9 protein-coding genes are annotated in these 16,777 nt (G+C 35.1%); all 9 read left to right on the top strand.

The window, feature by feature from the left end; genetic code table 11:
- Nucleotides 1-10 precede the first annotated feature (10 nt).
- The 9 genes from OQ292_RS34705 to OQ292_RS34665 all read left to right on the top strand — a co-directional run bounded on the left by OQ292_RS34705 (nucleotide 11) and on the right by OQ292_RS34665 (nucleotide 16,777).
- Nucleotides 11-2,758, top strand: a complete 2,748-nt coding sequence (locus OQ292_RS34705) for a glycoside hydrolase family 2 TIM barrel-domain containing protein (RefSeq protein ID WP_284688883.1) — start codon at nucleotides 11-13, stop codon at nucleotides 2,756-2,758.
- A gap of 38 nt (nucleotides 2,759-2,796) precedes the next feature.
- On the top strand, nucleotides 2,797-4,614 hold the full coding sequence (locus OQ292_RS34700; protein WP_284688882.1) for an FAD-dependent oxidoreductase: 1,818 nt from the start codon (nucleotides 2,797-2,799) through the stop codon (nucleotides 4,612-4,614).
- Between the two features lie 9 nt (nucleotides 4,615-4,623).
- Nucleotides 4,624-5,472 carry an FMN-binding protein gene (locus OQ292_RS34695; RefSeq protein ID WP_284688881.1) on the top strand — a complete coding sequence of 283 codons (849 nt, stop codon included), beginning with the start codon at nucleotides 4,624-4,626 and terminating at the stop codon, nucleotides 5,470-5,472.
- 163 nt (nucleotides 5,473-5,635) lie between these two features.
- Nucleotides 5,636-6,766: an outer membrane beta-barrel protein gene (locus tag OQ292_RS34690; protein WP_284688880.1), complete on the top strand. Its 1,131-nt coding sequence runs from the start codon at nucleotides 5,636-5,638 to the stop codon at nucleotides 6,764-6,766.
- Nucleotides 6,767-6,778: 12 nt separating this feature from the next.
- Entirely contained in the window at nucleotides 6,779-8,503 is a 1,725-nt protein-coding gene (locus OQ292_RS34685; protein ID WP_284688879.1) for an IPT/TIG domain-containing protein, read from the top strand.
- 19 nt (nucleotides 8,504-8,522) lie between these two features.
- Nucleotides 8,523-9,251, top strand: coding sequence for a hypothetical protein (locus tag OQ292_RS34680; protein ID WP_284688878.1), 729 nt, complete (start codon nucleotides 8,523-8,525; stop codon nucleotides 9,249-9,251).
- A complete protein-coding gene (locus OQ292_RS34675) occupies nucleotides 9,182-9,709 on the top strand; it encodes an outer membrane beta-barrel protein (protein WP_284688877.1) in 528 nt (175 codons plus the stop codon). The genes OQ292_RS34680 and OQ292_RS34675 overlap by 70 nt, the downstream gene beginning before the upstream one ends.
- A gap of 199 nt (nucleotides 9,710-9,908) precedes the next feature.
- A complete protein-coding gene (locus OQ292_RS34670; protein WP_284688876.1) occupies nucleotides 9,909-13,367 on the top strand; it encodes a PKD domain-containing protein in 3,459 nt (1,152 codons plus the stop codon).
- 323 nt (nucleotides 13,368-13,690) lie between these two features.
- Nucleotides 13,691-16,777, top strand: a complete 3,087-nt coding sequence (locus OQ292_RS34665) for a SusC/RagA family TonB-linked outer membrane protein (protein ID WP_284688875.1) — start codon at nucleotides 13,691-13,693, stop codon at nucleotides 16,775-16,777.

The following is a 16,777-nucleotide window of genomic DNA, read 5'->3' as shown; positions in this document are numbered from 1 at the left end:
AAGATTGAATATGAAAAAGACGATTGTTTTATCCATCATGATGTTATTGAGCTTTTTTGCCAGTGCGCAAAAGGTTTCACTCAATGGCACTTGGGATTTCCAAACAGATATGTACAAGCAGGGAGAAAAAACCAAATGGTATTTACCAGAAACCAATATTGCCGGTTGGGATAAAATGGAAGTGCCGGGCAATTGGGATTTGGAAAACGAATATGCAGACTTTGTCGGAGTAGCTTGGTACAGAAGAACTTTTAAAACAGAGTCGGATTGGAAAGGAAAAAGAGTCAGGTTGTATTTTCAGTCGGTGTTTAATGATTCCAAAGTCTGGCTGAATGGAAAACTGATAGCCGAGAACCATCTTGGATTTTTGCCTTTTTGGACAGACATTCAAGATGTAATTAATCCGACAGGGGAAAATGTGTTGGTGGTAAAAACAGATAATACTTTTAAACGCGGAGCTGTATGGAATTGGGGCGGAATTAGAAGACCAGTTTGGCTTGAAATTACCCCAATATTGAGACTAGAAAAGCAGCATATCACTGCCATCCCAGATTTGCAAAAAGGTACAGCTTCGGTAAGTATAGACATCAAACTGAGCAATGCTAGTGAGCAAAATGCCAAGGCTAACTACAAACATTCAATCATTAGAGATGGAAAAATGATTTGGACGACAACAAGCAAAACTCCTTTGGAAGTAAAAGCTGGTGACGAAAATGAAGCGGTAGTGAAACTTAAGTTAAAGAAAAGAGATGTTGCGCTTTGGCATTTCAATCATCCCGAATTGTATACCTGCATTACTGAGGTTTTGGTGGATGGTAAAGTTATTCACCAGTTAAGCAATCGATTCGGAATAAGAAAAGTTGAAGTAGATGGTTACGATTTGAAATTGAACGGAGAACCAGTAAGAACTGTAGGTTTTAATTTGGTTCCAGAAGACCGAGTAACAGGCAACACACTTCCACTTTGGCGAATTAAAGAAGATGTAGATTTAATGAAATCTCTAGGCGCAAATATGGCAAGACTCAGCCATCTTCCTTTACCTAAAGAATTTCTAGATTATCTGGATGAAAAAGGCATCATGGTTTTTGAAGAAGTTTCTTTGTGGGGCAAAGATGCCATGGTAGACCCAGATCATCCAACTCCGAAAGAGTGGCTCGAAAGAATGGTAGAAGAAAAGTACAATCACCCAAGTATAATTGGTTGGAGTATTGGCAATGAGATTGGCAAACTGGATGTGAATCCAAAAGTGAGGGAATATGTTTCGGGAGCCATTGCCCATGCAAAGTCGCTTGATCCAGAGAGGTTGGCGATTTATGTGAGTCATTCAGCGCATTATCAGAAAAATGATGCAGTGGAGTTTTCCGATTTAATCATGTTCAACATATATGGAGGTTGGGGAAAAAATGTGGCATCAGTGAATCAGCTATATCCGGGCAAACCCATATTTATGGCGGAGTATGGCAAAATTTTAAATAATGAAGACCCGAATAAAGCCTATGTAGATGCAGCAGAAATGGTAGATGGTTTTAGAGATAAAGAATATATGGCTGGGGCATCCCTCTGGACATTTAACGATTATCGCAGTTTTTGGAAGGCGAGCCCAGAGTGGACAACACCACCATCTCAAAACAGAGCTTGGGGAGTTGTAAATACTTTTAGGCAAAAGAAAAAACCATTTTATGCTTTTAAAACAGCGTATGCACCAGTGCGAGATTTTAAAGTAATTAATCTGGTAGCAGGTAAAGCAGAAGTTACTTTCCAACCAAGGCACAAGCAAGATATTCCGGCTTATACATTGAGAGATTACAGATTGGTTTGGGCTGGTTTTGATGCAAGCGGCAAAGCATGTACAGGTAGCTTTCAAACCTTGCCAGAAATACTTCCCGGAACTGAAAACAGAAACTTTCCCATTACTTGGGAAGATGGCGGTATTTCTAAGTTGGAGGTGCATTTACTCGATCCTCAAAATTACAGTGTCTTAGATACAACTATCTATTTTCAAGCACCTGAAACGCCTAAAATTTTAAAGGTGAATACTGCGGCAAAAAGTGCCAGAGTAGTTTTTGAGAAAGTAGAAAATGCCAGTGCTTATAAATTGAAGTATGGCAAAAAAGGAGCTTCCAAAACTGAAACAGCAGAAACCATCAACGATTTTATAGAAGTAGTAGAACTCGAAGGCTTCACCGAATATGAATTTGAAGTGATTGCTTTAAACAATGCTGGAGAAAGTAAAGCATCTAAAGTTGTATTGGCAAGCACAGACGAAGATGAGTTGCCTCCTGTAATTTGGAACTCCTTTCCAGCAGATCAATCTTTCTTTATTGGCTATACGGTAAACCGACAAGATTATGTGTATGAAATTGCTTTTGGCACAGAGAGCGAAAATTATACTGATACATTGGTGCTAAGAAATGTAGGCGTTTGTAAAATTCCTAATCTGCAAAACGGTCAGACGTACTATTATAAAATGAGGGTGCGAAAACAATGGGGATTTGCTAGTGAATGGTCGCACGAAGTTTCAGTTATGCCACATGCGGGAAGTGCCAAGAATGAAACTGAGGTTTTGGCGGTATTGAATAATGGAGATGAGCACATGATCCTGTTTGAACCAGTACAAAAATCTACTGGCTACGAATTACATTTGGTAAATGGCAATGCCGATAAACCAATGATTATCTCAAGTAGCAATTCACCTTTCTTTTACATAAAAAGTGATTCGATTAATGAGCAATCAAAACTCACAATCAAGGTGAATTGATTTTTACTAACTCAGATCAGACCTATAAACTTATAAATATGAAAATTCAATTATATCAAAAACTACTAATATGGACCATTATGAGCTTTTTTGCTTTCTCAGCTTGGGCTCAGTCACAAGAAGATATATCTATTTTGCTTGAAGCCGAAAGTTTTCAAGTAAAAGGTGGTTGGCTAGTGGACCCGCAATTTGTTGAGCAAATGGGTTCACCTTACCTCATTGCACATGGTATGGGCAAACCTGTACCAGATGCCTACACCAGTTTTAAAGTTCCTGAAAAAGGAGAATACAATGTTTGGGTTAGAACGATGAATTGGGTACCGGGTAGCTGGGAATCTCCAGGTAGTTTCAACCTTCAAATAAATAAGAAAACCATTGCTGTTGATATTTCTTCTGCTGATAGTAAGTGGACTTGGTTAAATGCGGGCAAAGTAAAATTGAAAAAAGGAAGTCAAACACTATCACTAAAAGACCTTACCGGTTTTGATGGCAGATGCGATGCTATCTATTTTACCACAAGTGCTAAAACTCCTCCGAATGATTTAGAAGAACTAACATCTTGGAGAAAAGAAGTTTTACAATTGCCAGAAGCTCCTGAGCAAACCGAAGAGTTTGATTTGGTGATTACAGGAGGAGGTCTTGCAGGTTGTGCTGCTGCGATTTCTGCTGCCGAACAAGGTTTATTAGTAGCATTAATCCACGATCGCCCAGTTTTGGGTGGCAATGCCAGTAGTGAGATTCGGGTGCATACCTTGGGAATTTATGGACACTATCAGCGAATCTTAAAAATGATTGATACAGAGCATTACCCCAATGGCTCGCCAGAAGCAAAAAAAGAAGATGAAAAGCGATTGGCAAATATTCAGAAATATGCCAACATTAAACTATACCTCAATTACAGAGCTTATGATGCCCATGCAGAAAATGGAGAAGTTCAGTGGGTAGATGCAAGTCAAACAAGTTCTGGTGATCGAATCAGGTTTAAAGCTCCTTTATTTTTAGATAGCACTGGCGATGGTTGGATTGGCTTCTGGGCAGGTGCAGATTTTATGTATGGCAGAGAAAGTGTAGAAGAATATGGAGAAGAATGGGAAAAACACGGAGAGCTTTGGAGTCCGGAAGATGCTGATGGTTTTGTAATGGGTTCTTCTGTTTTATGGCGAAGTGAAAAGTTAGACAAAGTTGCGAACTTTCCGAAAGTACCTTGGGCGATGGAAGTAGCTAGCGAACATTCAGCAGCAAATGGTGAGTGGCAATGGGAGTTTAGCCGAAACGATTTACACCAAGTAGATGATGCCGAAGAAATAAGAGACCATATGTTGAGAGCGATTTATGGTTCATTTTATAATGAAAAACAAAAAGCAGGCAACGACAGTCTGGCTTTGCAATGGGTGAGTTATTTGGTAGGGAAAAGAGAATCTAGAAGATTGGTTGGAGACCATATTTATAATTTTAATGATGTGAGAGATAATGTGCAGTTTCCAGATTCTGTAGTGGTAGAAGAAAGAGAAGTAGATGTACACTTTCAGCAAAATTTGCTAGACCCTTCAAAACCTGATTTTCTTTCAAAAGCACTGTTTTACAAAGTTGGTAGATATTATGTGCCTTACAGAAGTTTGTATTCTAAAAACATCAATAACCTCTTTATGGCAGGTAGGTGTTTTAGTTGCACTCATATTGGTTTGGGTGGGCCAAGAGTAATGCGAACTACCGGACAAATGGGCGCATCTGTAGGTTATGCAGCATCGATTTGTAAAAAGTATAATGTATCTCCGAGAGATGTTTATCAAAAACATCTGGAAGAATACATGCGATTAGTACTTTCATCAAACGAACACGCTGAAGACTCGAAATAAAAAAAATCTATGAAGGGCTGGCTAGTTTCAGGGATACTTTTTTACTGTTTCTTCTTTAATTTTTTTAAAGAACCAGCAGATTGTACCTATGTATTTGATCTGCCTAGTAGAGATGATACTTTCTTAAACCAAGTATATTTTTGCCAACCTGACAGTGGTAATTACTATTATTATAGTGTAATTACCACTTCGGTTTGTAATGATGAAAACTGCAAACTAGCCATACTGAAAGTGATTTGGGACTTAGCAGGAAATTATACAAAGTTTGAAACACTCTCAGGAAAACCACTTACCAAAAATGATCACATTCCATTTACAGTAACAGATTACGATAAACTCCATTCAACACTGCAAAATGCAACTTCCATTTTAGGAGATAAAACTAAAGACGAATTACTGGAAAAAGATTCTTTGAAGTATTCGGAAAAAATAGATGGATTTACTGGGGCTACGAGTAAAGAAATTAAAGAGGCTGTGGTAGATGGCGCACTTTACTCTACCTACACGCTTTGGCACTTGGTAAATGGTGATGTGAGAAAGCAAATTAGGAAACACACACAAAGTACATACGATGCGCAAATGGAAGCTCAGCTGTTAAGCTCAGTAAACCCAAGAACAGTTTTATTTGGTTTAAAAAACCTCGACGAATCAAGCTATTTGCAAAAATTCCCGCAACTCGTACAAATTTTACAAAGAGGTAATCCACTGGTAAATTTCTACATCACAAAAAGACTTAAACCAGAAATCTTCCAAAATCCAGAAAACAGAGCAGCCATCCAAAATGTGTGGGAAAGCCTCGATAAAAACACACAATCAATCCTTAGTAAATTATTTGAAAAGCCTACTGGTGGAGGTTGATGATTGTTTAATATTGTATCTATCTGAAAGACAATTGTTGATATTTAGATTTATTAATTTAAATATCAATTAAATCATAGAATTTGGGTTAATTTCGCCAAAACGTCAAAATTTAGAGGTTTAATTGTAAAGTCAGATCGAATTATCAACCAGTGGGGTTTGTATGGATTGCAGAAAATTTATCATCATCTTGTTATTGAATTTAGTCTCTTCAATAACCTACTCACAAATAGACTACATTGTAGAAGATAGTATAAAGTCACAAGGTATCACCCTCAGAATGGGAGCTGATAGCGAAAACTCCGAGTATGTAGTTAAGGTACTTAGTAAAGAAGAAGTAAAATATTATCCGGAAGATATTGAGGAGTATGGTTTTAGAGATGGAAGGGTATATGTATCTCGAAAAATTGATCTATCTACCATTTCTAAGCAAGTATTTTTAGAAAGGCTAGTAGATGGCGAAGTTAAATTATATTACTACCGAGGTAGTGGTGTAAAGCAATATTATATTGAAAGAGATACCAGTTTAATAGCCTTAGACAAAGAAGGCGTAGTGCTCCAGCAATTAGTAAATGATTGTCCGAATATTACTGATATTGTTAAGTCTGCTAAATATAAAAAGAAATGGCTTGCCAAAACTGTTAGATTCTATAACAATTGTAATGACTTTAAACCCAAAGAAAAGGATATTCCAAAACCGAAAAGGTTAGGAGTTTACGGAGGTGTTAGTAATGCTCAATTGAATAAGTCTTCTGGTTTTTCGAATGCTTTTTTAAAAGATGCTACTTATTCAAACTCTACTGCACTTACTTTGGGATTGTTCTATGATTTGCCAATTTCCTTGAGCAACTTTTCACTCAATGTAGGAACAAATATTTCGAAGTTTGGATTTAGAGCATTTAAGAGCACAAGAAATTCATCGCAATATCCGGTAGATATAGAATCGATTATTAATATTACTACTGTAGATGTTCCAATTCTTTTAAGGTATTCCTTTTCAAGTAAAAAGTTTAGTCCATACCTAAATATAGGTTATGATTTCGCCTATAATATGCAATATGAAGGAGTGATTTATCAATCTATTTTTGATGATGATATAATTACTATTAATAGAGCCTCTGATGAAAAACTGTTAAGTAAAACGATGATGGGATATTTAATAGGTGCTGGCTTTAATTATAAAGTCAATGCCAAGAATACCATTTTTGGAGAGGTGAGGATGAGCAATTTGTTTGGTCAAAATGACACATTAAATAAGAGTCAGCTTAGCATTTTACTTGGATTTTCATTTTGATTATTAGATACGATGAAGAAATATAGATTAATTATATTTTATCTGGCTTTCATTTTATTAGCTTGTGATGAAGCAGAACTATCAGATAAAGATTATCCCTTTTTAATCATAAAGGAAGTTTCGGTTTATAGTGAAGGAGTAATGTTTACCGCAGAGGTATTAGATCTAGGTGATTCTGCCATTCAGAATTATGGATTTGTTTGGGGAGATGCAGATTCGGAATTGTCCATTTCCAATTCTGCTGTAGTTACTTTTTCTGAAGAATTGCTAAGTAAAACCTTTTCTTATAATGCCATTTCAGATTTCACTAATGGCAATCTCTATTCTGTAAGGCCCTTTGCAAGTATAAATGATGAAATTGTTTACGGAACGAGTGTTACTTTCGAAAGTATGGGCTCTAATCAAGCTCAAGTTTTTGATTATAATCCTAAAACCGTAAATCTCGGAGATACAGTTTTTGTAAGCGGAGAATATCTTACTTTAAATAAAAATAGCCTAAATGTTTATTTTGGCAATGTTAAGATTGAGACATTTGGAAATACTGAAGATGGATTCTCATTTAGAGTTCCTTTAGACTACCGATACTTTGGAGAAATTAATTTTACAATTATCAGTGGTAAATCTGAGCTTTTATCTAATGGACAACTTTATATCAACAGTCCTATTATAACAGATTTTAATCCTAAAGAAGGATTTCCGGGAATAACTAAAATTGAAATTTTAGGTACTGGTTTTAAAACTTCGAATAATTCTGTGAAAATAGGTAATACTAGTGCTACAATTTTAGAACAGAGTGATACCCGATTACTCATCCAAACTCCATATACATTAAATGCTGGAGAGTATACTTTGACAGTAGTAGTTAATGGAAGAAATACAGTTTCTAAAGATAATTTCACTGTTAAATCGAGTTGGACACAATTAAATAATTTTCCAGATGAAGCTAGAATAGGAGGGTATTTCACTATAGTAAATGATAAAGGTTATCTTATTGGAGGATTAAAAAGCAATGAGACTTATGTTACTAAAGAGGTTTGGAATTACAATCTCGTAAATGATAGTTGGGAAAGAAGTAACGATTTTCCAGGTAGTGAAGGCTCCATCAGTTATGGATTTACTTTTGGTGAGAAAATAATATATGGGAACGGTTCTGAACTTTGGGCATATAATGTTACAGGAAACTCTTGGCAACAGTTAAATAACTTCTCTGCAGAAGAGGTAAAATACTACACTTTAAATGATAAAGGCTATTTAATAAAAGTTACTGCTTCTGGAAATGAAGTATGGGAATATGCTCCAACAACAGATACTTGGACAAAGCTCGGAAGTATCTCTTCTGATTTAGCACTAGAGACAAGTACAACCCTTCAATCATCTAATACAGCTTATCTGCTTTCTGGCAATAGTGCGGATGATACATATATGGTTTATAAGTTTGATCCTGATGTTGCAAACTTTTTAACTCCAATTGCCGAGATTCCATTTAGTGTAAATAATTCGGGTTCTATTGCTGCTTTTGTTATAGATGATATTATCTACACTTACAATTATTCTAGTGAATGTTGGACATACGATATAGATAATAATGAATGGACTCAAATAGAATCTATTAATAATGGATCATGGTTAAACTCAACTACTTTTACTTATAAAAACTTGGGATTTGTAATGTTTGGAGAAAATAGGTTCTCGGGCTTAACATCAGAGATATGGTCTTTCGACATAGATAAATATTAATTTAAGAGAAGGTTTACGCATGTTAAAAAAAATATTTGTACTAGCAGCTCTATCAGTTATTTTACTTTCGAAAGCATTTTCGCAAGGTAATTTTAGAGAAGGGTTTATTATTAAACATGAAACAGATACAGTTTTTGGTTTAGTAGAATTTAGACCCAATGCCAAAAACTATGAGTCTTGTATCTTTAAGAAAGATGGTAAGATTACAGAGTATTATCCAGAGCAAATTCAAGGTTTTGGTTATATAAATGAGCGCGTTTTCACCTCCACTATTTTAAGCGATGCTTTTATAGAAGTTGTAGTTTTAGGTAAGATTAATCTGTATAAAACTAAATCAAATTATATCCTTCAAAAAGATGGGAGTAATTATGTTTTGGAATCAAAGAAAGTCCAAACAGAAGTTGATGGTAAAACAATTGTGATGGAAAGCAGTCCATGGAGAGGGATTATTGCCTTTTTAGTAAGCGATTGTACAACCAGTTTTACAGATAGAATAAATAGTCTTGCTTTAAATGAGCTAGAATTATCTAGGCTGATCATAAAATATAATCAGTGGGTTAATGCCGATTACAAGGTTTTTAAACAGAAGTATCCGTGGCTAAAATTAGCATTTGGTGTTAATGCTGGTTTTGTTAACTCTATGGTTAAGGTGAACAAAAAACTAGCTATTATGCCTATATGGATGATAAGTATAGTTCGCTTAACCCAACTGCGGGGATATCTTTTTCTATTGCTTCACCAAGAATAGCAGATAGGTTTGCTATACAAGGTGAATTAAACTATTTTAAAAGTAGCTTTTCTTCTTCTACCGAAGTTGAGACTTCTGCTAACTATAGAGAGTATCATGATACTTATTTCCAAATGAGTACCATTAGCATACCAGTAACCTTAAAGTATACTATTCCTAAAGGTAAGAGAAGAGTCCACTTGCAGAGTGGAGTTACTTACGATTTCAATTTCGATACAGAAACACAATGGGATAGAGATGCATGGATCAGCAACGATTTATTTACGGATTCTCAACCCGCTTTCGAGGTAAGAAAAAGGCAAGTAGGCTTTTGTGCAGGAGCTGGTATTTTAAAATCGTTCAACTTCTTCGAAGCAGGCTTAGGTCTAAAATATTCCATTCTCAACCGATTAAATGAAGACGCCACCTTCTCAGCAGTTACCAGCAGAGTTGCATTAACATTGGTTATTAAGAGTTGAGGTTGTAGTTCTAGTTTAAAAGGTATTATTGCTTTAATTAACATATATTAAATATCCCAATTTTTGTTATTTTAATCCCAATCTTTACTTTTAGCCATTCCAATCACACTACCTCATATTAGGTGGGCATACCCCAGTCCTAAACCTTAGGGAAACGTTCGATACTACTACACTTATTGTTCATTTAAATTAGACAGCTATGCAGCAACGCATTACTTTATTAACCTCCCTATGCCTTTTTTTAATAAGCAATTTTTTGCTTGGGCACGAAAATGAAAACTTTACTATTTCTAATCATTCAAAAAATTCTTCAACCACCCAATTATCAGCTCAAAAGGTGAGCAGTTTCGCTTTAATAAATGCAGATACTGACTTGCCAATAATGGAATTTGGTGCCAATGAAAGTAACATTACAATTAATTTAGCTGAGTTAACTACAAAAAATTTAAGCATTAGAGCTAATACATCTCCTACTATAGTAGGTAGTGTTAATTTCAAATTAATTAACACCAAAACTAACAATGTACATACGAGAAAAGAAAGCTCAGCACCTTATGCCTTGTATGGTGATAATAATAGTGACTATTCTGTTTGGTCACCTATACCAGCTGCAGGTGATGTATATGAGTTAACAGCTACACCTTATACACAAAGTAATTTAGGGGGAGAGGTTGGAACAGCTTTAACGGTTACTATCTCATTTATTGAAGAGGCTGATGATAAGCAAGACCCAATTGTTACAGCTTATAACCGAAGCGTCCAACTGCCACAAGATACAGTGATATTAGCAGCAAGTGCTTACGATCCGGATGGTGGAAGTATTTCTTATTTATGGACTCTACAAACAGGGCCAAATACACCAGATCAAACAGGTGCTAGTACATCACAATTGGTATTAGAAAACCTAGTAGCAGGTACCTATAAATATATAGTCAAAGTAACTGACGACGAAGGAATTTCTACCACAAAAACAGTTGAGCTTGTAACAGCTAAGGAATATACTATTTGTGAAGGGGATTATACTTTTACGACTCAAGAAGAAGTAAACGCTTGTAATTGCAACGAAATCACTGGATCATTAATAATTAATGGAGAAGATATTACAAGCTTAAGTCCATTATCATCTCTTACAAAATTGGGGTCTAGACTTGCCGTAGGGAGAACAAGCATAACCAGTTTAGATGGACTTCACAATTTAACGGAATATTCAATAGCCTTGAGTATTGGTTCAAATAAAAATTTGACAAGCCTTGAAGCAATTAAAAATGTTGAAAAGCATTCTGGAAATTTATATATAGAATTAAATCCACTGTTAAAAAATCTGGATGGATTACAGTTTGTTACTAATGTTATGAGGTTACAGCTAAATGGTAATGAATCACTAGAAAATATTGATGCATTGAGTAATTTAGTCTCTTTAGAATATGATGTAGAGATTACGGAGAATCCAAAACTAGAAAATTTAGATGGATTAAAAAATGCAAGACATTTAAATAAAGACATACTCTTGAGGATCTTTATAGAAGATAATATCTCACTTAACATGTGTTGTGGAGTTTTAGATTTTATAAACGAAGACAATGTTGGAGCAGTAATTAAAAATAATGCACCTTCATGTAATTCTCCAGATGAACTAAAATCAAGTTGTAACAATGTATTTTACTCAGAAAGGATAGAAGCAGAAGATAGCTACAGTATTCTGAGTGATATTGGAAGTAATGCCATCAAAACCAATGAGAATGCGAACATGAGTAATGGAAAAGCTCTTTTGATGAATGATAAAGGAGATAAAGTCAAAATTAATTTTAATATAGCAAGTAGCGGCAATTACCTACTAAAAGTGAACTTGAGAAGTGGACATAAGTATAATTCGACAGCATATTGGCCGTCTAGCTATATTTTCACATTAGATGGAAAAACAATTAATCTTGTAGGGAATACAGAGAGTGTATCAACATTATTATCGAGTTATGGAGGTTCGTACTTTGGTAATATGGAATCTGAAGAATTGTATCTATCAACAGGAAACCATTATTTGACTGTAGAAGCTAGTGCCTCTTGGGAAATTGTAGACTATATAGAAATAGAAAGTGTAGGAGGAGCAGTTGAAGAGCCAGAAAATAATCCACCAACGGACATAACTATTAGCAATAATATTATTTATACAGAATATACAGGTATTGTTGGTGTTTTGAGTACAATAGATGCTGATGTAAATGACACACATACTTATGAGCTAGTAGAAGGTGATGGAGATGATGACAATATTAGGTTCTATATTACAGAAGATACCTTGATTTTAAATTCTATGTATTTCTACAATGATGCGAATAATGCTACAATACGTATACAAAGTACTGATGACCAAGGTGATTCTTATGAGAAAAGTTTTCAATTTCAAATTTTGGTTGCACCCGGAAAATGTTATGAAAATGTAGTTTTATCATCCCAAGCAGAAGTTGATAATTTTAGTTGTACTGAAATAATAGGTAGTCTTACCATTTCGGGTAATGATATTACAAATCTAAATAATCTACAAACACTTCAAGATATATCTAACGATCTATATATTATAGATAATCCCAAATTGGTAAACTTAAAAGGTTTAGAAAATCTCAATAGCTGTGTAGATATTGAAATAGTCAATAATGTATCTTTGGTTTCTTTAGAAGGTTTTGAGGTTAACAGTGTGTATGGCAATTTGAAAGTAAATAACAATCCAAAACTAGTAGATATTAGTAATCTTAATTTTGGATTAAATACAGATTATCCAACATTACAATTAATAGGTAATACCAGTCTCGAAAGTTGTTGTGTCATATCTTGGATAGCTAAATATAGTTTATCTGCTTATGATAATGCCCCTGGTTGTAGTTCTGTATCTGAAATTATAGATAACTGTACCGAAAGTAACTATTCTCAAAGAATAGAAGTAGAAGATCATTTTAAGGTTTTGAATGATGTTGGAAGTAATAAAATTAGTGCATTGGGTAACGAATACATGAGTAATGAAAAAGCAGTTTCAATTTTTGATGAAGGAGATCAAATTGAAGTCAATTTTGATGTACCTGAAGGTGGAGATTATATCATAAAGATATATGTGAGAAGTGGTAATAAATACAACTCTACATCATATTGGCAAGGATATAATTATAAGTTTTATCTAAATAATCGTGTAATTAATACTTACTATAATACAGAGTCTATTTCACCTTATTTAAGCTCCTTTGGAGGATCTTATTTTGGAATTATTGAGACAAGCGAAGAATATTTAGGAACTGGAAATAATACATTGACGATTGCTGCAGGATCAAATTGGCAATTGGTAGATTACATTGAAATATCAAAGGTTAGTGCATCCAACACCAGAATTGCACAATCGGATTTAGTAACAGAAGATAATCAAAGTGCTTTATCTGATGACTTGGTATTATATCCAAACCCAACATCAGGCTATTTAAGTATTTCATTACAGCAAGAAGCCGATCAGTCTGCTAATTTAAAGCTTTTAGATAGCACTGGGAAAGAGATATTCCAAAAATCATATACATCAGATATTAATGATATTTTAGATATTTCTTCCTATCCAAAAGGGTACTACATTCTGAAAATACAATCACAGAATAAGATTTTAAACAAAAAAATAATCCTGAATTAATCAATTTAGTTTTCATTTAAAAGCAAGCTTTCATCTAAGAGAGCTTGCTTTTTTTATGTAGAAACAATCTGCTATTAAGTTCAATTTAGAACCATTCTCGGCCTTATTTTATTTCTCAATAAGGCTATTTATTTACTGACTTGCAAAATTTCTATTCCCAATTCTTAAATAGGCTATTGCATTATATGTAAATATGTACTACATTTAAACATTACTATTTAAGAATATAATTACTTATTACAATTTACTAGTGTTTAGATAGATCTTAGATTCATTTTTTGAGGGAATGTCAAACACATTTAATTATTAAAAAAAGTATGAAAATGAGTAGAAAACTGTTAAAGGGGTTTTCTGTGCCTCTTATTATAGCAGCAATTTTGTTCGCTGCTCCCGTCTTTTCACAGGATGATTCAAAAGCAATTTCAGGAACAGTAACAGATGGTGAAACCGGTGAAGGTCTTCCCGGAGTTTCAGTATATGTTTCTGGCACAACAACAGGTACAATTACCGATATTGATGGTAAGTTTCAAATTCGTGTTTCAGATGCTGCTACCTTGATTTTTAGCTATGTTGGCTATGTAAACCAAGAAATTCAGGTTAATAACCAATCAGTTATTGATGTTGCACTAGCCACAGACCTTCAGGCTTTAGAAGAAGTGGTGGTAGTTGGTTACGGTGAAGTTAAAAAATCTGACCTTACCGGTTCTGTAGTTTCGATGGACTCCAAGCAACTTGCAAAAACCAATAAGGTAGATGCGGTTTCAGCTTTACAAGGTCAGGTTCCGGGTGTTGTAATTCAAAGAACAGATAACAAGCCTGGTGCAGGTGGATTCAACATAAGGATTCGTGGTGCGAGTACAATTAATACTAATGAGACAGCTTCTAATGGTGGTTTTAACCCAGGTCAAAACCCATTGTTTATTGTAGATGGTATATTCGTTTCAGATATTTCTTTCTTGAACCCAGCGGATATCGAAAGAATGGATGTGTTGAAAGATGCTTCTGCTACTGCGATTTATGGTTCTAGAGGTTCTAATGGTGTTGTAATTATCCAAACCAAGAGAGGAGCAAGTGGCAAAATGACGGTTAGATATAACAACTATATAGGTGTAAAAGAGGCTTACCATTTACCACCGATGTTTGATGCAGATGGTTATGTGCAGTTTGTGAAAGATGTAGTTGTAGGTAACGAGTTTGCTCAAACCAATGGCGATTTAAGTATGCGTGCTTCTGATGTAGACATTGCCGATTACTTTAGTGATGAGGAGATGGAAAATGTGGCAAACGGCGTAAATACCGATTGGGTAGATTTGATTTTAAAGAATGGCTTTCAAACAAACCACACATTAGATTTAAGTGGAGGAAACGAAACAACAAAATATGGAGTTGGCTTTGGTTACACACACGACAAGGGTAATATCGAAGGAGAAGATTTCACTCGTTACAATTTGCGTGGTAATTTAAGTAGCGATCTTAACAAGTGGTTAAACATCAGCTACAGTAACTATATGACTGCTGCTATCCAAAACACAGGTAGCTGGGAAGCATTCAGAAGTGCATATAGATTAAAGCCAATTGGTAGACCTTACAACGACGATGGTTCTTGGAGATACTATCCGATTGCAAAAGAAACTCAGATTACAAACCCATTATATGATACTAAAACAGTTACTAAAGAGACAAAATATTTACAATACCTTGCTGATATAGCAGTAAAAGTTACTCCTACAAAAGGTTTAACCTTAACATCTAAGTTTTCGCCAAACCTTAAGTTCACTCGCTACGGAGAGTACAGAGGTTTGCTTTCTAAAAGTGTGAGTGGTAACGCTTCTAACAGAAGAGCACAAGTAAACAACTTTAACTACTTCTCATATACTTGGGATAACATAGCTAACTATTCATTAACGAAAGGCATACATGGTTTAAATGCGACTTTTGTTTACTCTCAGTTTATGGAAAGAGATGAAGGTTACTATACGCAAGTTCGTAATTTCACTACAGACGATTACTTATTTTACAACATAGATGCGGGTACAGATATTCGCGAAGTATCTAGTGATTTCACTAAGCAATCAATACAATCTTATACTGGTAGATTAAACTACACATTAAACGGCAAGTATCTATTTACTTTCACAGGTCGTTATGATGGTGCTTCAATTCTATCAGAAAAGAACAAATGGGCATTCTTCCCATCAGCTGCATTTGCTTGGAGAATTATAGACGAAGATTTTATGCAAAACCAAAATGCGGTTACAGAAGCTAAACTTCGTTTGAGCTACGGACAAACTGGTAACAATGGTCAAGGTGGTGGATTGGTTCCTTTGGCTTCTCAATCTTTGCTTACTACAAGTGCTACCAACATTGGAGATGCAGCAGTACAAACTGCTTACATCACTGGTTTAGCTAACGAAGATTTAACTTGGGAAAGAACTACTGAGATTAACGTTGGTTTCGATTACGGTTTCCTTAATAATAGAATTTTTGGTTCTATTGATGTTTACAACAGAAAAAATACCGATATCATTTTCTACTCTCCACTACCAGCAGTTACAGGTTATGGTGGAACATATGCTAACGTTGGGGAATCTACTAACAAAGGTATTGAGTTTGGTTTAAATACTGTAAACATTGATAATGGCACTTTTAAATGGGTAACCAATTTCAACTTTGCAAGTAACAAAAACACTTTAGATAAACTTTACGGAGATTTAGAAGATATTTATTTCTCTGCGCAAGGAACAAACTTTATACATAGAGTAGGTGAGTCAATTGGTTCAATTTACGACTATGAGTATGAAGGTGTATGGCAATTAGACGAAGCTACAGAAGCTGCAGAATATGGTCAGCGTCCGGGTCAGGTTAAAGTAAGAGACATCAACAACGATGGACAAATTACTGCAGATGGTGACAGAACGATTATCGGAAATGTAACACCAAAATGGACAGGTGGTTTTACTAGTACAATGAACTACAAAAACTTTGACTTAGCATTCTTTATCTACACAAGTCAAGGTAGCACAGTATTAAGTAACTTCCACAGTGCCTTCTCATTCCCTTGGGATAGTGAACCGTCAAGAACATTTAATGGCTACGATGTAGATTACTGGACTCCAGACAATCCGACAAACGATTGGTATCAGCCAGGTAACGGAGGTACTTATCAGCAAGCGATTAAATACAAAGATATTTCATTTACAAAAGTAGGCTACATTACACTGGGTTACACATTACCTTACAATGCGCTTGATAAGCTTAAATTAAGTAATCTTAGAATTTACGCTACTGTACAAAACCCATTCTTATTCACAAAATATGATGGTTGGGATCCTGAAAGTGCTGGTAGAAATACTTGGGGTGCAGCATTTATGTCTCGTACGTATATGGCAGGTCTAAATCTGAGCTTCTAA

This window comes from Chondrinema litorale (assembly GCF_026250525.1).
GTDB lineage: Bacteria > Bacteroidota > Bacteroidia > Cytophagales > Flammeovirgaceae > Chondrinema > Chondrinema litorale.
This window is presented reverse-complemented; position numbering and strand designations above follow the sequence as displayed.